Here is a 21,672-nt window from a genome sequence, read left to right as displayed (position 1 = left end):
GCCATGGAGCGAAATCGGTGCGACAGTGGCGCGGCAGGCGAGAATCGCGCGCTATGGCAAACTCGTGGCAGATGATAGAGTTGGCTCGATGCGGCAACCCAGTTCATCCGAATGGTCAGCAATCTGGAACCTCTTCGACCGACTGGTGTCGTTGCCGGCGGATGAGCAGGAGCCCGCGCTCGCACGCGCAGCGGCCGAGCCGTTCATCGCCGATCAGGTGCGCAGCCTGCTGAACGCCGCCGAGAGCGCCGGGCCGCTCGACGGGCAGGCGGTCGGCCCCGAACGGGCGACAGCGGAATATTCTTCGCTGGCGCCCGGGACGACGGTCGGCGTTTTTCGCGTCCTGCACCTGATCGGGCGTGGCGGGATGGGCGAGGTGTACCTTGCCGAACGGACAGGGGCAGGGTTCGATCAGCGCGTCGCGCTGAAGATGCTGCGGCCCGAGGCGGCCGCGCGCGCTTCGCTGTTCGAATCCGAACGCCAATTGCTCGCGACGCTCGAGCATCCGGGGATAGCGCGACTGATCGATGGCGGCATCGCCGACGACGGCCGCGCCTATATGGCGATGGAATATGTCGAAGGCGAGGATATCGGGCGCTGGTGTGCGCGAACGAAGGCGGATCTGGACGAGCGTCTGCGCCTGTTTCTCGAGCTGTGCGACGCGGTATCCTATGCGCATGCGCGGCTGGTCGTGCACCGGGACATCAAGGTCGCCAACATCCTGATCGACACCGATGGGCGGCCGCGATTGCTGGATTTCGGCATCGCGCGGATTGTCGACCAGGCGGCCGGCGACCACACGATGACGCTGGCAATGCTGACCCCCGATTATGCGGCGCCCGAGCAGCTGGAAAATGCACCCGTCACCGTCGCTACCGACGTGTATGCGCTCGGGGCCGTGCTCTATGAACTGTTGACAGGAACGGGGCCGTGGCGCGCCGGCGCGGGATCGGTGTCCTCGATCATTCGCCGCGCGCTGCACGACGACCCGGCGCCGCCGAGCAAGCTGGCGCGCGAACGCGAAGAGAGCCCCGTGCCCGTGTCGCGGATCGCGGGCGACCTCGATGCGATCGTGATGAAGGCGATGCGCCATGCGCAGGTCGACCGCTATGCGAGCGTGGCCGATCTCGCCGACGACATCCGCCGCCACCAGCGGCTGCGCCCCGTGCAGGCGCACGAGGGATCGGCCGCCTATCGCGTGCGGCGCTTTGTCCAGCGCAACAGGCTGGGCGTGGCCTCAGGGGTCGCGCTGCTGCTGGCGCTGCTCGCCGGTGCGGGCGGCATCGCCTGGCAGGCGCGGCAAGCGGCGATCGAGCGCGACATCGCGCGCGCCGAACTTCGCCGGTCCGAAGCCGCATTCAATGCGATCAGCTATTTGTTCCGCAACGCCAGCGAGACCGGCCAGATCGGGTCGGTAACGGCCCGCGACATGTTGAACGTGAGCGCCAGGCGGTTGATCGCGACGAGCGACCCCGACGATCCCGACACGGCGGATGCCGTCATCACGCTTGCCGATCTGTATACGCTGACCGAGGATGTCGCAGGCGCCGAAACCTTTCTGCGGCAGGCGATGGAAGCGGGAGTGGGGCGCAAGGACGCTGCGGCGACCGCGCGCATCCAGCACCGGCTGGGGCAGGCCTATGCCGCGATCGGCAAGCCCGACGAGGCGCGCGCGCTCCTCGACCGTGCCGACCGGGTCTTCAGCGCCGATCCCGAACGCTTCCGCACCGAAATGGCGGATTCGACAGGCGCGCGCGCCTATATGCTGCGCGTTGCAGGCAAACGCGACGAAGCGATCAAGCTGCTCGAAGATGGGATGCCGGCGGCCGAAGTGGCCTATGCCGACAATCCCCGCGAAATGCTGACGCGTTACGCGAACCTTGGCGCGCACTATATCGAATCGGGCCGCATCGACGATGCCGAACGGATTTTGGGCCGGGGCACGGCGCTGGCCCGGCGTCAGCGGATGGAGGCAAGTGCCCCGGGGCTGATGGTCCTGACGCATCGCGCGACGACGCGGGTGTTCCGCGGCGATCTGAAGGGCGGGCTTGCGGGGTACGAGCGCGTCGCGTCCTTGCGACGGGAACTCTATGGGGCGTCGGCGGGCCTTGGTTTCGCGCTGATGCAGGCGGGCGGGATTCAGCTGGCGCTGGGACAGGATGAAAAGGCCCTGGCGACGTTCGACGAAGCCTGGCCGATGATCGATAAATTTCTGGGCGTGGCGTCGCCCCCCGGGCTTGCGCTGCAAACCACGCGAGTCGAGGCGCTTGCCAGTCTGGGACGCGGCGCCGAGGCCCGGCGCAGCCTCGACAGGGCTGAAGCCGATTTTACGAAGCTCGGCATGAATCCGGCCCAGAACCCGGCCTTTCTTCGTGCGCGCGCCGCGGTACGGATTGCGGAGGGTCACTATGACGCGGCGCGCGCCGATCTCGATGCCACCGAGAAGATATTGACCGCGCTGGGGCCGGCGGCCGGCCCCTCGCTGTTGATCGTCGAGCGGCATCGCAACCGCCTGCGCTGAGGCACGCGTCGACCGGGCGAGCGACATGCGCGGCGAGCCGCTTAATTTCTCCTTCGAACCTATGACCCGCGCCGCAGCGCGTAGGTGCAGTCTCCGGTCCTGCTGTCGCGGGCGCCGGTCCTGAAACAGCGTCCCCTCATCCGCACGTTTCCCACCGGCACCAGGGGAAGCCTGCCGAAGACGGAGACAGGAAAATGCCAAAATTGGTGAAGAAGGCGGCAGGCCAGATCCTGACCGACGTATCGTTCAGCCGGGTGGCGGGGAAGGCCGTCGTGCTTGGCGCTCGCGAGGCGTTGCAAAAGAAATATGAAGCACTGGGCGGGGCGAAGACCTTCGGCAAGGCGCCGCCGCCGATAAGTGCGGGGCGCCGCTGGGACTTCGGCGATCAATGCCTCGTCTATAACCACCATGCAAAGGCGGCCTTCCACATCAAGGGCGCCATTTATGCGAAATGGAAGGCGTTTGGCGGGGAATGGCTGCCCGAGACCGACGAGACGGCGACGCCCGACGGGGTGGGGCGCTATAATCATTTCGACGGCGGCATATCGATCTATTGGTCCCCGCCGACCGGCGCCTGCGCGATCTGGGGCGATATCCGCAAACGCTGGGCCGAGCTGGGCTGGGAACGCGGCTACCTCGGCTATCCGACCAGCGATGAAGGCGACATCGACGAAGGCGGCCGCGCCAACAGCTTTCAGCATGGCTGGATCTATTGGTGGAAGGATATGGGCGCGATCGACCTGCGCGATATCGTCGTTACCTATGTCGGAATGCATGCCTATTCGGAATCCGACCAGGATCAGTCCTCGGGGTCGGACGAGCCGTATATGCTGCTGTCGGTCATCGCTCCAAAGAAGGACATCGCGACCTTTCGGTCCAGAACCTACGAAGGGGTCGATGATCGCACCGTGCGCGCCGATCGGGTCGAACTCTACCGCGGCCCCGCATACGGCCTGACGATCGGGGTTGTGGGAATGGAGCATGATTTCGGCAGCCCCGAAGGCAATCGCAAGGCGATCGAGCAGGTCGTGATGACGAACCATGAGGTCGGCAAGTTCCTGCTCCAGTTCATCCCGCTCGTCGGGCCGATCATCTCCAAGATCGCCGGTCCGGCGCTCGACAAGGTGATGCCCGGAGTCGCTTCGGGCATTGCCGCATTGCTCGATCTCCAGGACGATCTGATCGGGACCGATACGATCGCTTTGTCGACAAAGCGGCTGGTCACGCTGGCGACGCGCGGCAGCGTCTACAAGGCGGAGCAGATTCTGCCCTACAAGTTTGAAAGCGCGATGATGGCCGCAGGCGGGGCGCGCTACAAGGCGCTGTTCACGGTCGATCCGGGCTGATTGCGGCGCGCGGTCATTCGCCCGCCATTTCGCGATGGACCCAGGCGCGCGCCTGGGTCCATCGGCGCCGGACGGTGCGTTCGCTGATACCCATGACCACGGCGGTCTCGGCTTCACTGAGGCCGGCGAAGAAACGGCAGTCGATCAGCTTGGCGAGTTCGGCGTCGAGTGCCGCCAGCTCCTCCAGCGCCTCGCCGAGCGCGATCAGTTCGCGATCGTCTTCGGTAAAGACGATATCGCGCGCTTCGTCGATCGGCATCGCCCGTATCCCGTCGCCGCGCTTTGCCGCCTTACGCGCGAGCGCGGCGTTGACGAGGACGTGACGGATCGCCGTCGCCGCGGTCCCCAGAAAATGCTCGCGGCTTTCCCAATCCTCGCGCTTGTAGAGCTTGATATAGGCTTCGTGCAGCACGGCGGTCGTCTGCAATGTCATCGGCTGTCCGGCACGGAATCGTTCGCGCCGCGCGATGTCGCGCAAATCCTCGTACAGCGTTTCCATGATGGCATTGGTGCGTATCATCGCGCGCGTCACTCCGACGTTCGGGTCCCTCCTTACCGCAAATGCCGATAAGCGACCAGCATCATGGTGAAATTCGGGGCAGGCTCCTTCGATCCTATGATTTTCGGCGAGCCCGGCTGCCCTAGCCATTGCTCCTCTTCAGCGCGCCGCCCCCGGCGCATCGTTTCAGGAGAAGGACAATGGGTAACAAGAGCAAATTCCTCGTCGCGGCGGCGCCGCTTGCGCTTGCCGCGCTTGGCCTGGTGCCAACCGCTGCATCGGCGGCGCCGCAGCCGTGCGAATATGTCGCCGGCAGTTCCGGACCCGACAACTCTCCGGGCAACGATGACGATACGCCCCCGTCTATCGTGTGCGGCGAATCCTCATTCGGCGGAACCGGTTCGACCGTCGTCGGTCGCGGGGAAGTCAGCAATGGCAGCGTCGGGATCGGGCAATTCGTTATCGTCGAGCCCGACACCGATTTCAGCGACACCAACATCTCCAACGGCGCCGTGTTTCCCGACGCCAGCGTCGGGATCGGGTATCGCACGCGCGTCGACGGCGATCGGAACGTCGCGGTCGGCGCCAATTCCCGGATCGGCGGCGTTTTCGGACAGTTCAACAGCGTCAGCAGGGCGACCGCGATCGGATCGACTACCCTGGTGCTCGGCGCGGGCGGCGTCGCGGTTGGCGCGTCTTCACAGGCAATAGCCGACGGCTCGACGGTCGTTGGCACGCAATCGGCCGCCGCCGGCGAAGGAGCAACCGTGCTCGGCTATCAGTCGAGCACCGCCTCCGTCGGCGGTGTTGCCATTGGTCGGAACAGCCGTGTCAACGAGGCGCAGTTCGGCACGATCAGCACGGTCGAGGTTCCCGACCTGGTGGGCGGGGTTGCGGTTGGCGATCGCTCGCGCGTCTCCGGTAACAATGGCCTCGCGCTCGGGGCCTATTCCGTCGTTGGTATCCGTAACGCCTTCGAACCGGTGGCCAACGGCACTGCGGTCGGTGCGGCGTCGAATGTCGCGGCGGAAGGGGGCACGGCGCTCGGCGCGCGAACAAGTGTTACCGGCGCGAACGGCATCGCGATCGGCAACGGTGTCGGCGTAGCCAACAGCGGTGCGATCGCGATCGGCGCGAACAGCCAGGCAAGCACCGACAATGCCACCGCGCTTGGTACCGGTGCCGTCGCGAGCGGGGCGAATGCCGTCGCACTCGGCGCGAGGTCGGTCGCCGACCGCGACAACAGCGTTTCGGTCGGGGCAGCGGGCTCGGAGCGTCAGATCACCAACGTCGCTGCCGGCACGGCGGCGACCGATGCCGTCAATCTGCGCCAGCTCAACGCCGCCGTTGCTGGCGCGAACGGGAATGCCGCCGCAGCGCAGACCACCGCGAATGACGCGCTTGCTGATGCGGCGGCGGCGCAGGCGACGGCGACCACCGCCCGTGCCGAAGCGGCGTCGGCGCAAGATACCGCCGACACGGCACTCGCAGATGCCGCCGCCGCACAAGGCACGGCCGACACCGCGATCGCGCGCGGCACCGCTTTGGGGCAGGGCACCGCGGCGGCGCTCGGCGGCGGGGCGGCCTATGACGGCGCGACCGGCATGGTCACGCCGCCGAGCTATAACGTCCAGGGGGCCAGCTATGCCGACGTCGGCTCGGCGCTCGGCGCGCTCGACAATGGACTGTCGCAGCTCAATGGCCGCGTCGACTTGCTCGAACTCGCTAACGACCGAGGCTTTCGGCGCGCCAATGGCGGCATCGCGGCGGCTATGGCATTGGGCGGCACGATGATCGTGCCCGACAGCGACGTATCGATGTCGTTCAACCTGGCCACCTACCGCGGCGAACAGGGCTTTTCCGGCGCCGTCGTCGTCCGGGCGGCGCCGCGCGTCTATGTCAGCGGCGGCTTTGCGGGCTCGACCGTCAAGGGGTCGACCGGCGGGCGGGTCGGCTTAGCGTTCGGGTTCTGACGAGTTCGTTCCAATTTCTCTAACTTCCGTTGGGGGCGGGCATTCAGGTTAAAAGCTCGAATGCCCGCTCACCCAGTAATTTTGACATCGCGAATGTCGACCGCGCCGCCCCGCGCGATATCGTCTGAGCCAGCCGGCAAACACCGACGCCAACCCGGAACAGGCCATCAACGACTTGCCAATACGTCGTAGTGGCGCCCGATTCCGTGTCGGGTAAAATGCCTGAAGCCCGTCTCGCGCAGCCGCGCCTCGATGGCATCCGCATCGGTCCAGCGAGCATCGACCTCATAGAAAATCGCGGAGATACGGTGCCGATGTCCGGAGGCAAGCAGCGCCTCCACGACAGTCTCTTCATGGCCTTCGACATCGATTTTGACGATCATCGGCTCTTCGCCGTCCAGCAGCGTATCGACGCCCGCTATCCCGAGAATGCGGATATCCTCTCCCTCCGGCGCTTTGTCGCGCAGGCTCGCGATACCGCTATGCGCACTGTCGGTGGCGATACGCGCCGTCCCCGAATGACGCGATACAGCGGCATGTACTGGGCGGATCTTCGTATCTCCGCCGTTGAGTGCGATATTGTCCAGCAGCAGCGCGAACGTCGCCGCGACCGGCTCGAACGCGACCGCTCGTGCGCAATGCGGGTTGCGCGCAGCGAGCAGGCTGTAGAGGCCCTGGTTCGCTCCGATGTCGACAAAGGCGAACGGCCGGTCCTGCGCGGCGATATAATCCGACAACGCCCGGCCATAGGTTGCGTAGCAGCAATATTGGAAGGTCCGGTCGCTCCAGTTCGCGCGCATGCGCACCCCATAGCGCGAGGTGACGACGGGCTCTGATCGCGGCAGCGGCAGCGCGGCCAGCAGATGCACCCATGCCTTGTGCAGCGTCTTCCTGACGCCATAGTCGAAGAAGCTCATGAGTGGCGAGGGAGATATGGCGCTCATTGCCGGGCCATATAGTCGAGGATCGCCTCGGCGGCGCGTTCGGACGAGGGGCGGTCCTGCATGTCGAAACTGTAGCGGAACAAATCCTCCTGCCGCTTGCGCATCGCCGGCGACAGGCGCGGCACGTGTTGGAAGGCGGCCTCGAACTCGTTGAACCCGTCCAGTACCCGACCGCCCCGCCAATGCGCGAAATCGGGATTGCCCTGCCAGGCACGGCCGCGCGGATTGAGGAACAGGCACGGTCGCGGGCGGCGGATGAACTCGTAGACCTGGCTGCTCGCATCGCCGAGATAGATGTCGGCGGCATCGGTGTAGGTCATGTCGAGGCACGCCGGGCTGCCCGTATCGATCAGCATATGCTCCTGCTCGTAGTCGCCGGGTCGCGGGCGGCAACTCCAGCCGAGCGCGAAGGGCGTCAGCGAGGCTGTGATTCGCTTCCTGAACAGCATCACGTGCGGCGCGAAGATGAGGTTGTATCGCCCGTCCTTCGCGAACCAGTCGAGGATTTGCGGCCCCATGCGGTACCAGGACGACAGCGCGGGCGAAGGGTGCGGGTTGTAGAGTACCGTTGGCCGATCCTTCGCAAACAGCCGCGGATGCTTGGGGGGCGCGATGTCGAACTTCGGATAGCCGACGATTGCATGGCCGTCCTCCTTCAGCATCTCTGCCTGCGCCAGCCGGTCGCGGATCTTTTCGCCCGACAGCAGCACGAGATCGAATTTCCCGCTTGCCTTGTCGAAGCCGATCGCGCGGTCGCCAGCGCCATGACGGGTGTGGACGAGCTTTAGCGATTTGAGCCCGAACACCGATTTCAGCATCAGCGACGTCTTTTCGGGCACGACGAGCGCGTCGAGCGACCGGAAGCGGTCGAGGTTGCGGCGGAGGGTCGAGATGATGTCGGTGGGGATTGCGCGCCCGCTAACGCGGTTTGCGGCGCGCGCGAGTCCGGAAGGTGCGCGCAAACGCACGATGGCCGGAGCCGGGCCGGGTGTCGCGGCCGCCATTCTCCGGACCTCGCCTTCACAGCCATCGGACACGAAGATGCTGACCCTGGCGTTGGTCCCGCGGCGCAGCAGCGCCAGCGCGACGGGCAGCGCGTGCGCGACCTGATGGGCGCCATGATGGTTGAAGAGAAAGCCGATGTGCATCGCGCTCACCGCCGCCAGTCCAGCACTGTCCAGCTTCGCGTCGCCGCAATGCCGCGCAATTTTGCCGAAGGGTTCACCGCAATGGCCTCGTCGGCGAGCTCGAACATCGGCAGGTCGGACGCGTGGTCCGAATAGAAGCGGATATGCGCAGCCTCGCGCGTCAGGCCCGCCTGTGCCATGAATGCTTCGACCATCGCGCGCTTGTCGGTGCCGTAGCAATTGGCCGACGCGATTTCGGATGTGAGCTGCCCATCGCGCCAGCTCGACGCGGTCGCGACGACATCGGCGATACCGAGCCGCCGGGCCAGCGCAGCAGCATAGACATGCGGTGCTGCGGTTGCGAGAATGATCCGCCGACCCGCCTGCCGTTCGGACTCGATCAGCGCGACGCCTTCTGCATACAGACCGCGAGAGAGCAGATCTCGCGCGAACCGGTCGGCGAGCCGCGCGGCCTCCCGCTCCGGAAGGGTGCCGCCCAAAGCGACGCGGTGCATCGTCTGCTTCATCCGCCGGCGCGGGATCAGCTTGAGTGCATAGAGGATCGCGACGGGTAGCAGCAGCGGTAGCAGCAGCACGCGCCACGGCGCGCGGCTGCGCACGGCGAACCACAGGAAGGGCGTGTAGGTCGGCAGGACGGTGAGGGTGCGGTCGAGGTCGAAGATCGACAGCATCGTGCGTTGCCGTGCGGGTTCGTCGCGAGCCCCTTTCCATACCTGTCGCCGTGTCCGGGCCATTGTCCGCTCCTTGCGGAACCGGCAGTGGCAGGGCGGCCTGACGCAGCGATGGAGCCAGCATTTGATTTTAGACATGTTCGCCCGGCCGCTGGCGATCCGGCCTGTCAGCCGGTATTGAGGGCGTGATGCAAATCCTGGTGATCGAGGACGATGCCCGCGTCGCGGAGCATATCGGCAAGGGCCTGAGAGCTGCCGGGCATCTTTTCAGGCTTGAAAGCGACGGGCGCGAGGGGCTGTTGCGTGCGGCGTCCGAATCCTACGACCTGATCGTAGTCGACCGCATGCTGCCGAACGTCGACGGTTTGACGATCGTCCAGACGATCCGCGCGACCGGCGATACGACGCCGGTGCTGTTCCTGAGCGCGCTCGGAGAGGTCGACGAGCGCGTCATGGGCTTGCGCGCGGGCGGCGACGATTATCTGACCAAGCCGTTCGCGATGTCGGAACTGATCGCGCGCATCGACGTCCTGGGGCGCCGGGGACCCGCCATTGTTGCTGAAACGAGGCTGAAGGTCGGCGATCTCGAGGTCGACCTGCTCGGCCAGCAGGTACGGCGGCAAGGCCATGCGATCGACCTTACCGCGCGCGAGTTTCGTGTCCTCGCCTATCTCGCGCGTAACGAGGGCCGCGTTGTTACGCGCTCGATGCTGCTTGAACATGTCTGGGATTATCATTTCGACCCGCAGACCAACATCATCGACCAGCACGTCAGCCGCCTGCGTCAGAAGATCGATCGGGGGTACGAAGCGCCGTTGATCCACACCGTGCGCGGAACGGGCTATGTTATGCGGTCCGCCGCGTGACTGGCCGTCCCGGCGGAAAAATTTGGCATAGCCTGACCCTGCGGCTCGGGTTGATCTATGTCGCACTGTTCCTGACCTCGACCGCCATTTTGTTCGGCGCGGCCTATTGGATCGGCGTATATCAGCCGCTGTTGAAAGAGGCGGCGCTCGTGCGGCGCGAAGCGGGCGATCTGACCGCCATCGACCGTGCCGGCGGGCGCGATGCACTATTGCGCGCGCTCGAGGTGCGCCGCAGCACCGGTCCTCGCCGTGCCTTCGACGCACTGGTTGCGTCAAATGGCCGCACGGTGACCGCAACGCTGCCGAGTTGGCCCGCTACGCCGATCGGCGATTGGACGACACTGGAAGCCGATGTTTATCTGGCGGGGCAGGAACAGGATTATGAAGCGCTCGTCGTCGAACGCCGTCTGGGCGATGGCGCGCGCTTGCTCGTCGGACGCGATGTCGAGGATATCGACGATCGGGACGAGCTTTTCACCATCGGTTCGGCATGGCTGATCCTGATTGCGGCAGCGCTCGCCCTCACCGGAAGCTTCGCAATGAGCCGCGCGGTCGCGCGCCGGATCGAGGCCGTGACCCGCGCCGCGCGCCGGGTAATGGCGGGGAGCCTCGACGAGCGTATTCCGCTCCGCGGCACCGGTGACGACTTCGACGAGCTTGCCGGAACGCTCAACCAGATGCTGGGGCGGATCGAGGAGGCGGTCGAGGCGGTCCGCCGCGTGTCGGACAATGTCGCGCACGAACTGCGCACGCCGCTCGCGCGGCTGCATGCCGATCTCGACGATTTGCGTGTCGCGTCTGACGAGCGCGAGCGCCAGCAGCTCACCGAACAGGCGGTGGCCGAAGCGGAGCGGCTCCAGTCGATCTTCGATGCGCTGCTGCGCATCGCGCGTATCGAGAGCGGACGACATCTCGCCGGCTTCCGAACCGTCGACCTGTCGGCCCTGCTCGCCGACGCGATCGAATATCATATGCCCGGCGCCGAAGCGCGCGGCCAGCGCATTGCGAGCGAGATAGCTTCGGGCCTGACGCTCGAGGCGGATCCCAACCTGCTGTTCCAGGCCGTGTCGAACCTGCTCGACAATGCGGTAAAATATGGCGGCGAGGGCGGCACGGTGACGGTCCGTGCCGACAGAAGAGGACCGGAAATCACGGTGGAGATATCCGATACCGGCCCCGGCATCCCGCCCACTTACCGCGAAAAGGTGATCGAACGATTCTTCAGATTGTCCGACACCGCCTCCGAGCCGGGAAATGGTCTCGGCCTGTCGCTCGTCGACGCGATCGTTTCGCTGCACCGGGGAAAGCTCCGCATCATGGACGCGGCATCGGGCGCCAAAATTCAATTGATATTCGGCGCCCCGGCTCGCGAGAGCTGATTGCCGCTTGCCATGTCTTGTGACCTCAGGACGGCCGGTTCGATAGCGACCAGACGCTGTCGCGCGGCCCCGATCGGATTCGCCGTCTCGCCGGCCCGATCATACTCGCCAGACCGAAGGCGATGGCGATCGCGACGCCGTCGATCAGCGGCAGGACCGGCGGGTGCGACCCGAACGTCAACAGCGTCGCGGCGGGGATGCAGAGCATCGCGGCGATGCAGCCCGCGGTCAGTTCGATGCTAGCGCGCGGCGCGCCGCGGATCAGCGCCCAGGCGGTGAAGGCCAGGAAGACCAGATAATAGATCAGGCTGTGCATGCCTTCGCTCGCTCCGAGCCCTAGCGGCTTCGCGGCGGCGACCGTGACCGAAATCCCCGCCATGCAGCCGAGCGGCACCCCGACGGTCAGCGCGGCGAGGATGCGCGTCGCCTTCGTCTGTTCGGGCAGTCCCTGCTTGCGCTCACGCTTGCGCCGCGATTCGACCCACAGCAAATTGCCGGTGTAGAAAAGAAAGGCGCCGGCAAGGCCGAGCAGGAAATAGGACCAGCGGATCGGCTCGCCACCGAAATTGCCGAAATGCAGCGCGAAAAAGCTGGTGATCGTCGCCGACCAGCCGTCCTGCCGCCCCGGCATATAGTCGGTTTCCTTGAAATCGCCGCTGTGCGGGTCGAGTTCGGCAAGGCCGTAGGTCGGGCCGCGATGGCCATAGCGCGCGTCGCGCCCGGCGATCCGCAGCACTGGAGCGCCGTCGCGGCCCTGCGCATAGGCGATCTGAAGCAATGTGAAGCCCGGCGCCTGGTCGGCGACGCGCTTCACGACGTCGGCGGGGGCGAGGACGGGCGCGTGATTGGCGGGCGGCGGCGGCGCGCTGACCGGCGGGCGGCGCTCGCCGCCGCCGAAGGCCAGCGCCTGCGAATCATAGAATTGGTCGTGAAAGGCAAAGACGATCGCGGTCAGCGCCATGACCAGGTGAAAGGGGATGCTGAACAGCCCGAGGACATTGTGGACGTCGAGCCACATGCGCTTGACGTTCCGGCCGACGCGCAGCGCGAACAGGTCGCTGACCAGGCTCGGCAACAGCACGATCAGGCCAGAGACGATGGCAATCGTATAGAGGAGTGCGATCGCGCCCATGATCGGCATCGCGACCTCATGCTCAAAGGGCAGGCCGACCTGCTGGTGCAGCACGTCGACGAACTGCGCGACGGGCGAAGGCCCCTCGCGCTCGATTTGCAGGCTGCCGTTGGGGGCGAGCGAGGCATAGACGGTTTCGCGCGGCGCATGCTCGTCGGCGCCCGGCGCTTCGACCTCCCACGACATGCGCGCGGGGCGGTCGGGTCCGATGGCGACGTGGATTTCATAATCCTTGGCCGCCTCGGGATGCGCGGCGAGCGCCTTTGCGACGAGTGCGGGCGTGCGCTCCAGCGAGGGCGGCGGCGCGAGCGCCGTCGGCGCCGAGGCCCAGCGCTGGAGCGGTTCCTCGAACATGGTGATCGCGCCGGCGTAGAAGGCGATGAACAGCGCGAGGCCGGAGACGATCCCGACCCAGCCGTGAATCTCCTTGTACATCTTCACGATGTCGGTGCGGATCTTCATGGCGTCAGTCCTCCAAGCGCCCAGAGCGCCCCCCATAGCAGCATATTGGCGACCGCGAGCCAGCCCCAGGCGCGCGCCGGCGAACCGAACAGGAAGCAGAAGCTGAGGATCAGAGCCCAGACGGGGGCGATCATCCACATCGAGAATTGCCCCTTGGTCGAGAAGAAGGTTTCGCCAAGACCCGAGGTCAACTTGAACAGGCCCGAACAGCCGAGCGCAAGCAGGAAGCCGAGGATCAGTCCGGCGCTCGATTTTCCGAACCAGTCGCGGCTCGTCAGCGGCTTCGTCATGCCTTCCCTCCCGGTGCCCCGCGCCGCCACGCGATGCCGAGCGGCACCACCGACCAGACGAACATCGCGAGCGTCAGCGCGATGAAAACCGTCGTCGCCGGTCCCGCCCAGCGGCCGATCAACAACGCGCCGAGGACGAACAGCCCGCCGCCGCCCCACGCCAGCGCCCGCCGCGGCGGTATGGCGGTCAGCAGCTTCTGGTTGGGCGATGCGGCATAGAGCATCGTCGAGGCGAGCACGACGAGCGCGCCGCCGATCCAGGCGATCATTCGCTGTTCCCCCGTGCAAAGGCGAGTTCGACGATGGCGCCCATCGCGGCGAGCATCGTGCTGCCGTGCGACTGGCCCGCCAGCCGGTCATAGCGTGCGTCGGCGCCTGCGGCGCGCAGCGTTTCGGCCGCCGTCTCGCCGCCGGGGCCGGAAGCGGGGCCGCCTTCCCGCGACCCGCTGGCGATCAGGACGCGGATGCCGCGCCGGGCCGCTGGTTCGATTGCGGGCAGCGCCGCGCCGCCGCCATACCAGAGCGACGGGCTGATCGCCGCATAGGCGTCGAAATGCGCAAAGCGGTGCAGGTCGTACAGCGCCGCGAGCCCGCCGAAACTGTGTCCGGCGAGCGTTTCGCGGCGCGAATCGACGCGCCAGTGCGCCGCGACGGCTGGCCGCACCCGCGTCGCCACGAAAGTCAGAAAGGCATCGGCGCCACCGGTCGCGAAGCCGTGCGCCGGGGCGCCCGCGGGAATCGGATCGGCGCCCGCGTCGGGCGTATAGTCGCGCACCCGGCGCGCGAGCGGTCCGGCGGCGATGCCGGGGCTGACGCCGAAACCGCACACGACGATTTCGTCGGTGCGGCTGTCGATGCCATAGGATTCGACGTTGACGCCTGCGGTATAGGCAAGCGCGTCGCTGGCCGTGCCGACCGCGCGCACGTCCATTTCCTCGCGGCTGACGATCGAAATGGTCTGCGGGGCCTCGATGATCGGCGTTTCGGCCTTGGTAGCCGAATCGGCGGACGTCTGGCCGGTCGCGACGACGACGATGTCGGTCTTGCGCTGATCATCCCGCGGCAGCGCATCCTGCGCGAACGCCGGCGAGGCTGCGGTCGTTAAAAGGCCGATTAAGAGCGGGCGCGTGATGATCATGTCTTCCCCTTGTTCGTCTGATTCGCCTGGCTGCTAATGCAAATGAATCGTAATATTAACTGTGGCATTTTACGCGCATCTCCAGGCCGATCTCACCAAGACAGGGTCGGCCGCGAGGTATGGACAAGAATAAGGGCGGACCGCGATGGTCCGCCCAGTTCATAGCCGGCGATGTCAGGGTCGCGTTCGCCGACCAGCCCAGTCGAATTCTACTCGGCGGTTTCCCGCTGCCTGGCTGCACTCTTAAGCTGTCCTTTGGTCATGCCGGAGACGAGCACTTCCCCCGACCCGGCGAAGCTTGCCGCCGGAAGCGTCGCGACGCGGTCGCCGACCTCGACCGTCACCGCCTGCACGACCCCTTGGCCGGTCTGGCGCAGTTGCTGGACGTAACCGATCACCTTTCCGCGCGGATCGGTGACGGGCATGCCGGGAGCAACCGCGAACATGCCGTTACCGCTCGCGGCCCCGCTGCCCGCGGCGGCGAGCTGGCCGAGGCTGCCCTGGAAGCTGCCCGCGGCCGAGCCGGCGGTGCCGGCGCTGCCCGAGACGTCTGACAGCGTCGAACCGGCTCGGTCGCGGACAGTCCCGACCGCACCGCGTGTGGTGCCGGCGACGGTCGAAGCGGTACCCCGTGCAGTTCCCACCGTCCCGCGCGCGGTTTCGGCGATGAAATCGGTACCGACAGCCTGCGCATCGACGCTGCCGTTGCCGGAGGTGCCGCCCGATCCGTTGGCATCGCCGCCGATCGTGCGGCCGATCAGACTGCCATTGCCGCCGAGCGTGCCGTGGGCGTCGCCGCCGCCTGTGCCCTGGACGCGCCCCGAGCGGCGATCGATATTCGCTTCGCCGCGGCCCGATCCGGTCAGGCTGCCGTCTGTGCCGAGCGTGCTGCCGATCGGTCCGGCAGGATTGCCGAGGGTGCCGCCCAAGCTGCCGCCGAGGCTGCCACCCAGGCCGCCGCTGCCGCCAAGCAGTTGCGCCGAAGCCGGTGCCGAAAGGGCCATCGCCGCCGCGGCGAATGCGATAGCGGGAATGACGATAGGTTTTGCCATTGCTCTTCTCCTGGTCTTGCGGCCCGGGAGGGGGTGGGCCTGGGGAGAGAACGAGAGCGGTTTGGATTTTCTTCCCAAAAAAATTCGCGAAGAGGTTCAGCGGCCGCCGCACGTCCCGCAGATCAGGCCATGACCATAGATTTTGTCCCGGCCCTTCTTGCCGAGGTCGCGCGCCTCGATCACGAGCGCGGCGATGGCGGGAGCGATGCGATCGATTGCCGGGGCGGGATAAAGACGCGCCAGCCGGCCGGCGACGAGCGGCGCCGCGAACGACGTTCCGCGCAGGCGCTCGGCGCTATGGCTGCCCGTCGCGGCCAGCACCGCGTCGCCCGGCGCGGCAAAATCGACATGAAGCGCGCGGCCAGCCTCGGGCAAGCCGCGATTCCGGGTATCGACACCGGTGACGGCAAGCACGCCCCGGTAGGAGGCGGGGTAAGCGGGCGGCGCGGCGGGGCCATCGTTGCCCACCGCCGCGACGATCAGCATACCGCGCGCCTGCGCGCGCGATACGGCCATCGCAAGAAGCTTGTTGTCCGGTCCGACGAGGCTGACGGTCGTTACCGCGACGCGGTTTTGTACCAGCCAGCCTAGCGCACGCGCGATGGCGCTTGCGCTGCCGGCCGCAGGGTCGGTGCCATAGACGTCGGCGGCGAGCAGCCGTTGCCCAGGTGCCGCGCCGCGCACCGCCCCGGTCCCGATCAACAGCGACGCAACCGCGGTGCCGTGGCGGCTTGCCGCGGGCGCGCCGGCCGCAAATCCGCGCTGCTCGACGCGCCCCGCCACCGACGGATGCGCCGCGACCCCGCCATCGATCAGGCCGAGTGACGCCTTGCCGGGCGCGATCGACGTGGCGAGCGCCGTGCCCGGCAGCGGGCCGCCGGCACCGCTTGCAAAATAGATATTGTCGACGTCGACGGCGGCGCCGGGGAGCAGTTTGGCGAGCTGCTTTTGCGCGCGGGCGAGGCTGCGCCCGCCGGGAATGCGGAAGCGTATAACCTGGAGGTCGAGGCCCTCGATGCGATCGCGGTCGAGCAAGCGGAACCCCTTTTTTGCCGCCCGCTCGATCATCGCATCATCGACGCCGGTCGCGACGAGTATCCCGCGCACCGCCGGCTGCCCGGCGCGATCGAGCTCGACCCGGTCGCCGTGGTCGCGCAGCAAGCGCGTGATCCGGTCGAGGCGAAGCTGTTCCGGCAAATGTTCAACCGCGATCAGCGGTTCGATGCCGACGTCGGGCAGCGACGGAAGATTGCGCGTCGCGTCGGGCAGTCGAACCGACGGGACGCCGATCTGGGCCATGACGCCCGGGACGTCGCCGGCGACACAGGCGATCAGGATCAAGGCGGCAGCGTATCGCATCGCGTTTCCTCGTTCGGGTCGGGACGACACGGCCTGAGACCGTCATCTCGAATAATTTTAGCATGATGCGGAAGAAACGATAGAAGGCGGTCGTTTCTTCCTCGGACAAAGAGAAAAGGCGACGATGCGCTTTGAAGAGGAACTGATCGAGTTGCTGCCGCGGCTGCGCCGTTTCGCGCGGGGGCTGACCCGCGAGGTCAGCGATGCCGACGACCTGTGTCAGGCCGCGATCGAGCGCGCGCTCAAGTCGCGGGATCAATGGCAACGAGGAACAAGACTGGATAGCTGGATGTACCGTATCACCCGCAATCTCTGGATCGACAATCGCCGCGCCGCTCACCGGCGCGGCGCTCACACGCCGATCGACGATGCAATCCTTCAGGTCGCGGGCGAAGGCGCGGCAGAGGTCGAAGCCGGCGCGTTGCGCGACGATGTCGGCGGCGCGATGGCGCGCCTGCCGGACGAACAGCGCGAGGTCGTCATGCTCGTGCTCGTCGAAGGCTATGCCTATCGCGAGGCGGCGGACATATTGGGGGTACCGATCGGCACCGTTACCTCGCGCCTCGCGCGCGGACGCGACGCGCTGATGCACCTGCTGGGAGAGGCGGCATGAGCTTCGACCCGGCTATCATCGCGGCGTTCGTCGACGGCGAACTCGACGATCTGACGGAACGGCGGATCGAACGCGCGGCGGAAACCGATACGGCGCTCGCCGCCGAGATCGCACGGCATCGCGCGCTGAAGGCGCGGCTGACGGCGCATTTCGGGCCGATTGTCGCGGAGGCCGTTCCCGACCGACTAAAAGCATTGCTCTCCGCCGACGGCACCGTCGACACCAGTCTAGTCGACCGCCGTCAGGCGAGGCGCAGCCGGTTCAACCCGGCTCATTGGGCAGCTATCGCGGCGTCGCTGGTTCTCGGCATCACCCTCGGCTCGATGCCGTGGGCGCCCGCCGGACCGGTAGCGGTTGTCGATGGCGCACTGGTCGCGACAGGGCCGATTGCCAACGCGCTCGAAACCCGGCTCGCTTCGAACCAGCCGCGCGAGGCGGCGGTGCGGATCGGGATCAGCTTTCGCGACAAGGATGGCCGCTATTGCCGCAGCTTCGAAAGCGACGCGCTCGACGGCATCGGATGCCATGACGATGGTCGCTGGCTGCTTGAACGCACGGTTCGCGGACAGGCGCGCGGCGATTATCGGCAGGCGTCGTCCGGCGATCTGGCCGCCGCCGCCGCTGCGATGATGGCGGGCGATCCGCTCGACGCCGACGCAGAGCGCGCAGCGCGTGACGCGGGATGGAACCGTTGAGCGCATGGATTTGCTGGAAAGGCGATTCCGATCGTCAGGACTCGCTGATCAGAGCCAGAAGATGTCGGTCGCGACGAGGGTTCCGGCGGAGATGAAGATCCTCTCGTCCCTCCACCGCTTCCAACGATTGTAGAGCGTCTTTGCCGGACCATATTCCCGGCGTTTGGCCCTGTGCCTGGGCAGCAGCGAGAGGCGGCAGGGGCAGATGCCGTCCTGTAGTAGCCCATCCCAGCTGAGTGTGAACACACCCCACATTGCGCCGGACGGTCCGTGAGAGAATGGCGATCACGATAGCTTCGACGGATCGCTGTGCGACGACCTGCTTGACGGCGAAAATATTCCACGCGCTTGCCGAAAGCCGGTCGGGGCGAATTCATCGCCTCATCGCGGTGGCGGCGTGGGTGGCGGATGGAGATTGACAACAAAGTGGTAGGACAAAAATGAGGATAAAATCTTTGGAGTGTTGACAATATAGGTATGAAGATTATGCCTAGCCAAAATACCAAGCCAATTGGGGAGAGGCATAATGCGGGATTCGATCGGGCAGTGCCGCGAGGCGCGGGGGAATGGGCTGGCGATTGCGCTGGTTTCGGGGGTTGCGCTCTGCGCGCTGCTCACGCCTGCCGCCGCCTGGGCTGAGGCGCAGCAGGGCGAGGCAGTCGACGACAATGCGATCGTAGTGACCGGCATCCGCAGCTCGCTGCAGAGCGCACTGACCGAAAAGCGCAACGCCGACAATCTGATCGAAGTCATTCAGGCCGAAGACATCGGCAAATTGCCCGACCAGAATCTCGCCGAAGTGCTCGAAAATATCACCGGGGTACAGATCACGCGCGAAGCCGGGGTCGGCACCGGGGTCCAGATTCGCGGTACCAACGACAATCGCGTCGAAATCAACGGCGTTTCGACCGTCGGGTCGGGTTCGGGGCGGGGCGGCATCAGCTTCGAGGACGTCAGCGCCTCCATCATCGCGTCGGTCGAAGTGACCAAGGCGTCCGAAGCGAAGACGATCGAGGGATCGGTCGGCGGTACCATCAACCTGCGCACGATCCGCCCCCTCGACCTGAAGGACATGCTCCTCGCGGCGCGCATCCAGGGCGAGCATAGTGAGCTGTCGAAGAGCGTCCGGCCACGCATTTCCGCCACGTTCGGCGACAAATGGTCGACCGGCATCGGGGAGATCGGTCTGGTGGTGAGCGGTAGCTACACCCAGCAGGAGGCGACATCCTTCCGCCCGCGTGTCGACCGCGACGGCGGCCTCGTCGAAAATGTCAACGCAACCGTCGTCCGCAGCGGCGTCGCTGAAAATCAGCCGACGCGCCGCCCGGCCGCCCAGGACTTCGACTTCGTCGGCATCCAGTTCCTCAACCAGGAGCTCGAAAATTTCGAATATGAGACGAAGAATTTCGCCGGAACGCTCGAATGGGCGCCGAGTGATCATGTGAAATTCTATTTCGATACCATCTATAACGACCAGCAGCGGCGGCAGGACAGCTCGCGCGTTCAGGGGTCGGGGGTCAATGCGCTGCTCGACTACAGCGTTCCGACATCCTTCCAGACCGTCGATTTCGGTTCGCTCGACGGCGTGAAGCTCGGCAGTATCCGGGTCGCCGAGACGGGCACGATCGAGCCCAATATCGCGGTCGATCGCGACGACCCCAATCTGCGCTTCTCGAGCGACGTCGGGGCCCGCCTGACCAAGAGCGAAATCTACCGGCTCGGCACCGAGTTCGACGCCGGGCGGCTGACCGGACGTGTCGAGGCATCGCGTTCGATTTCGAATACACGAAATCCCGATCTCAGCACGACGCTGAATTTCCTCAACCCCAATGCTCCGGTCTTCACCGGGAACGACAATGCGGTTCCCTTCATCTACGACCTGTCGGGCGGATCGCTTGCCTTCGGGATCAATTTTGACTCGCCCTTTGCGCCGACGGTCGAACAATTGCTCGACCCCGCCAATGTCGTGTTGCAGCAGGTGTCGATCGGCAATGACAGCACGCGCAACAAGGAAGACGCGGCGCGCATCGATCTGTCGCTCGATGTCGCCGACCTGACGCCCTTCTTCACCTCATTCGACGTCGGCTATCGCTTCAACCGGTCGTCCAGCACCTTCAACGATGTCGGCTCGACGCTCACGCTCAGCAGCCTCAACGACAGTCCGCGCGGCACCTTGTTTGCCGATCTGCTGGTTCGCGGTCCGAACAATTTCGGCGACGCCGACGGCCGGACGCTTTTCTTCAAGGACTTTCTGCTTATCGACCCCAACCGCGCCTTCAGCGATCGCGAGGGTACACTCGACATCCTGCGCGCCGCCTTGCTGGCGGCGCCCGGCCAGCGCGCACTCAACGACGCATCGGCCAATTCGGCGGGCTATTTCTCGATCAACGAGACGACCAACGCGGTCTATGGTCAGGCCAATTTCGAGATCGGCCCGGTCCGCGGCAATTTCGGTCTTCGCTGGCTCGACACCAGCCTCGATTCGATCGGCAATTCGATCACCGGCGCCAATGTGACACAGGTCGTCACCCGGGGCGGCTACAGCAAGCTGTTGCCGCGGCTCAACCTCGTCGCCGATGTTGCGGACAATATCCTGCTGCGCGCCAGCTGGGGCCGCGACATCAACCGCCCCGATTTCGACCTGTTGTCGACCTCGGTATCGTTCGTGACGAGCGAAAACGCGGCGGTCTCGATCGGCAATCCGAACCTGCGCCCCGAAACCGTCACCTCCTACGATGCATCGATCGACTGGTATTTCGCGCGGTCGTCGGTGCTCAGCGTCGGCGTGTTCCACAAGAAGCGTACCGACCTTTTCGTCACGCAGCTCGAAGACGCGCCGCTCGATGCCAATGGCTATCGCGACATCACCGCGCCGTGCGAGGGCGGCGGCATCTATAACCCGATCGCGTTTCGCAACCAGCTCTCGCCGATCGGTGGATCGGGCATGTGTGTCCCGATCCTGACGACGATCAACGACAGCGGCAGCACAACCCAGACGGGCGTCGAGGTCGCGCTGCAATATGACCTGTCGCAGTTCGAAGATGCATTGGGCTTTGCCTCGGGCTTCGGCATCGTCGCCAACTACACCTATCAGAAATTCGGTGGTGGCCAGGCAGTGAACACGTCGGCGACGCGCGGCACCGATATCTTCAACGCGATCAACGGCATCTACGATGATGCCGATTTCGTGCCGGTGACCGCGAAGCAGGGTCTGCTCGACTTTTCCAAACACGCCTATAATCTGACGCTCTATTACGAGAAATACGGATTGTCGGCCCGCGCCCGCTACACATGGCGGAGCGCCTTCCGGACGCGGGACACGGTCGGCGGCGCGACGCTTGCGAGCACTTTCGGCTTTCCCGTCGTGACCGCGGCGCGGGGGCAGCTCAATGCGAGCATCTCCTACGACGTCAACGACTTCCTCAACATCGGGGTCGAGGGGGTCAATCTCTCCAAGTCGAAAATCTCGCAATATTGCGTCAACGACGGCGCGTTGCTGTGCTTCGAGGGGCTGCCCGATCGCCGGATTACCTTTGGCGCGTCGGTTCGTTTTTAGGGCGGCCGCGATGTCGGCGCAGGGCAAG

At 65.9% G+C, this 21,672-nt stretch carries 19 protein-coding genes; 8 read left to right on the top strand and 11 right to left on the bottom strand.

Annotation, left to right across the window (positions count from 1 at the left end; translation table 11 throughout):
- Positions 1–88 precede the first annotated feature (88 nt).
- Both AC58D2_RS16615 and AC58D2_RS16610 read left to right on the top strand, forming a co-directional pair.
- Complete coding sequence (locus AC58D2_RS16615; RefSeq protein WP_497392144.1) at positions 89–2,521, top strand: protein kinase domain-containing protein; 2,433 nt, start codon at positions 89–91, stop codon at positions 2,519–2,521.
- Positions 2,522–2,715: 194 nt separating this feature from the next.
- Positions 2,716–3,867, top strand: a complete 1,152-nt coding sequence (locus AC58D2_RS16610) for an LGFP repeat-containing protein (RefSeq protein WP_497392143.1) — start codon at positions 2,716–2,718, stop codon at positions 3,865–3,867.
- Positions 3,868–3,880: 13 nt separating this feature from the next.
- Here AC58D2_RS16610 and AC58D2_RS16605 read toward each other — a convergent pair whose 3' ends face one another.
- Complete coding sequence (locus AC58D2_RS16605) at positions 3,881–4,387, bottom strand: ECF-type sigma factor (protein ID WP_497392142.1); 507 nt, start codon at positions 4,385–4,387, stop codon at positions 3,881–3,883.
- Positions 4,388–4,566: 179 nt separating this feature from the next.
- Between AC58D2_RS16605 and AC58D2_RS16600 the strand changes: the two genes are divergently transcribed.
- Positions 4,567–6,339 (top strand): YadA family autotransporter adhesin, encoded by a 1,773-nt coding sequence (locus tag AC58D2_RS16600; protein ID WP_497392140.1) that lies wholly within the window; start codon positions 4,567–4,569, stop codon positions 6,337–6,339.
- A gap of 167 nt (positions 6,340–6,506) precedes the next feature.
- Here the strand turns inward: AC58D2_RS16600 and AC58D2_RS16595 are convergent, their stop codons facing one another.
- From AC58D2_RS16595 to AC58D2_RS16585, 3 genes are read right to left on the bottom strand one after another with little or no spacing between them, the layout of a single operon-like run.
- Entirely contained in the window at positions 6,507–7,283 is a 777-nt protein-coding gene (locus AC58D2_RS16595; RefSeq protein WP_497392138.1) for an FkbM family methyltransferase, read from the bottom strand.
- A complete protein-coding gene (locus AC58D2_RS16590) occupies positions 7,280–8,431 on the bottom strand; it encodes a CDP-glycerol glycerophosphotransferase family protein (protein WP_497392240.1) in 1,152 nt (383 codons plus the stop codon). Before AC58D2_RS16590 ends, AC58D2_RS16595 begins: the two co-directional genes overlap by 4 nt.
- Before the next feature lie 5 nt (positions 8,432–8,436).
- A complete protein-coding gene (locus AC58D2_RS16585) occupies positions 8,437–9,165 on the bottom strand; it encodes an HAD family hydrolase (RefSeq protein ID WP_497392136.1) in 729 nt (242 codons plus the stop codon).
- A 125-nt stretch (positions 9,166–9,290) separates the two neighbouring features.
- Here AC58D2_RS16585 and AC58D2_RS16580 point away from each other — a divergent pair, with 125 nt between their 5' ends.
- Together AC58D2_RS16580 and AC58D2_RS16575 are read left to right on the top strand one after the other, a co-directional pair.
- The gene (locus AC58D2_RS16580; RefSeq protein ID WP_497392134.1) at positions 9,291–9,968 is read left to right on the top strand and encodes a response regulator transcription factor; all 678 of its coding nucleotides are present in this window, start codon (positions 9,291–9,293) and stop codon (positions 9,966–9,968) included.
- Positions 9,965–11,347: a sensor histidine kinase gene (locus AC58D2_RS16575; RefSeq protein WP_497392132.1), complete on the top strand. Its 1,383-nt coding sequence runs from the start codon at positions 9,965–9,967 to the stop codon at positions 11,345–11,347. The genes AC58D2_RS16580 and AC58D2_RS16575 overlap by 4 nt, the downstream gene beginning before the upstream one ends.
- 25 nt (positions 11,348–11,372) lie before the next feature.
- On the opposite strand, the gene AC58D2_RS16570 is transcribed toward AC58D2_RS16575, so the two are convergent.
- The 6 genes from AC58D2_RS16570 to AC58D2_RS16545 form a co-directional block, all read right to left on the bottom strand.
- Positions 11,373–12,941 carry a PepSY-associated TM helix domain-containing protein gene (locus AC58D2_RS16570; RefSeq protein WP_497392130.1) on the bottom strand — a complete coding sequence of 523 codons (1,569 nt, stop codon included), beginning with the start codon at positions 12,939–12,941 and terminating at the stop codon, positions 11,373–11,375.
- Positions 12,938–13,231: a hypothetical protein gene (locus tag AC58D2_RS16565; RefSeq protein ID WP_497392129.1), complete on the bottom strand. Its 294-nt coding sequence runs from the start codon at positions 13,229–13,231 to the stop codon at positions 12,938–12,940. The genes AC58D2_RS16570 and AC58D2_RS16565 overlap by 4 nt, the downstream gene beginning before the upstream one ends.
- Positions 13,228–13,500, bottom strand: a complete 273-nt coding sequence (locus tag AC58D2_RS16560) for a hypothetical protein (protein ID WP_497392127.1) — start codon at positions 13,498–13,500, stop codon at positions 13,228–13,230. The genes AC58D2_RS16565 and AC58D2_RS16560 overlap by 4 nt, the downstream gene beginning before the upstream one ends.
- Positions 13,497–14,369, bottom strand: coding sequence for an alpha/beta hydrolase (locus AC58D2_RS16555; protein ID WP_497392125.1), 873 nt, complete (start codon positions 14,367–14,369; stop codon positions 13,497–13,499). The genes AC58D2_RS16560 and AC58D2_RS16555 overlap by 4 nt, the downstream gene beginning before the upstream one ends.
- A 209-nt stretch (positions 14,370–14,578) precedes the next feature.
- A complete protein-coding gene (locus AC58D2_RS16550; RefSeq protein WP_497392123.1) occupies positions 14,579–15,421 on the bottom strand; it encodes a hypothetical protein in 843 nt (280 codons plus the stop codon).
- Positions 15,422–15,517: 96 nt separating this feature from the next.
- A complete protein-coding gene (locus AC58D2_RS16545; protein ID WP_497392122.1) occupies positions 15,518–16,780 on the bottom strand; it encodes a S8 family serine peptidase in 1,263 nt (420 codons plus the stop codon).
- A 124-nt stretch (positions 16,781–16,904) separates the two neighbouring features.
- On the opposite strand from AC58D2_RS16545, the gene AC58D2_RS16540 reads away from it, so the two are divergent.
- Both AC58D2_RS16540 and AC58D2_RS16535 read left to right on the top strand, forming a co-directional pair.
- Positions 16,905–17,393 carry an RNA polymerase sigma factor gene (locus tag AC58D2_RS16540; RefSeq protein ID WP_497392120.1) on the top strand — a complete coding sequence of 163 codons (489 nt, stop codon included), beginning with the start codon at positions 16,905–16,907 and terminating at the stop codon, positions 17,391–17,393.
- Positions 17,390–18,088 carry an anti-sigma factor family protein gene (locus tag AC58D2_RS16535; RefSeq protein ID WP_497392118.1) on the top strand — a complete coding sequence of 233 codons (699 nt, stop codon included), beginning with the start codon at positions 17,390–17,392 and terminating at the stop codon, positions 18,086–18,088. The genes AC58D2_RS16540 and AC58D2_RS16535 overlap by 4 nt, the downstream gene beginning before the upstream one ends.
- Positions 18,089–18,136: 48 nt before the next feature.
- On the opposite strand, the gene AC58D2_RS16530 is transcribed toward AC58D2_RS16535, so the two are convergent.
- Positions 18,137–18,343, bottom strand: coding sequence for a hypothetical protein (locus tag AC58D2_RS16530; protein ID WP_497392117.1), 207 nt, complete (start codon positions 18,341–18,343; stop codon positions 18,137–18,139).
- 271 nt (positions 18,344–18,614) lie between these two features.
- On the opposite strand from AC58D2_RS16530, the gene AC58D2_RS16525 reads away from it, so the two are divergent.
- The gene (locus tag AC58D2_RS16525) at positions 18,615–21,644 is read left to right on the top strand and encodes a TonB-dependent receptor (RefSeq protein WP_497392116.1); all 3,030 of its coding nucleotides are present in this window, start codon (positions 18,615–18,617) and stop codon (positions 21,642–21,644) included.
- Positions 21,645–21,672: the final 28 nt, after the last annotated feature.

Source organism: Sphingopyxis sp. CR5 (assembly GCF_059693785.1).
This window is presented reverse-complemented; position numbering and strand designations above follow the sequence as displayed.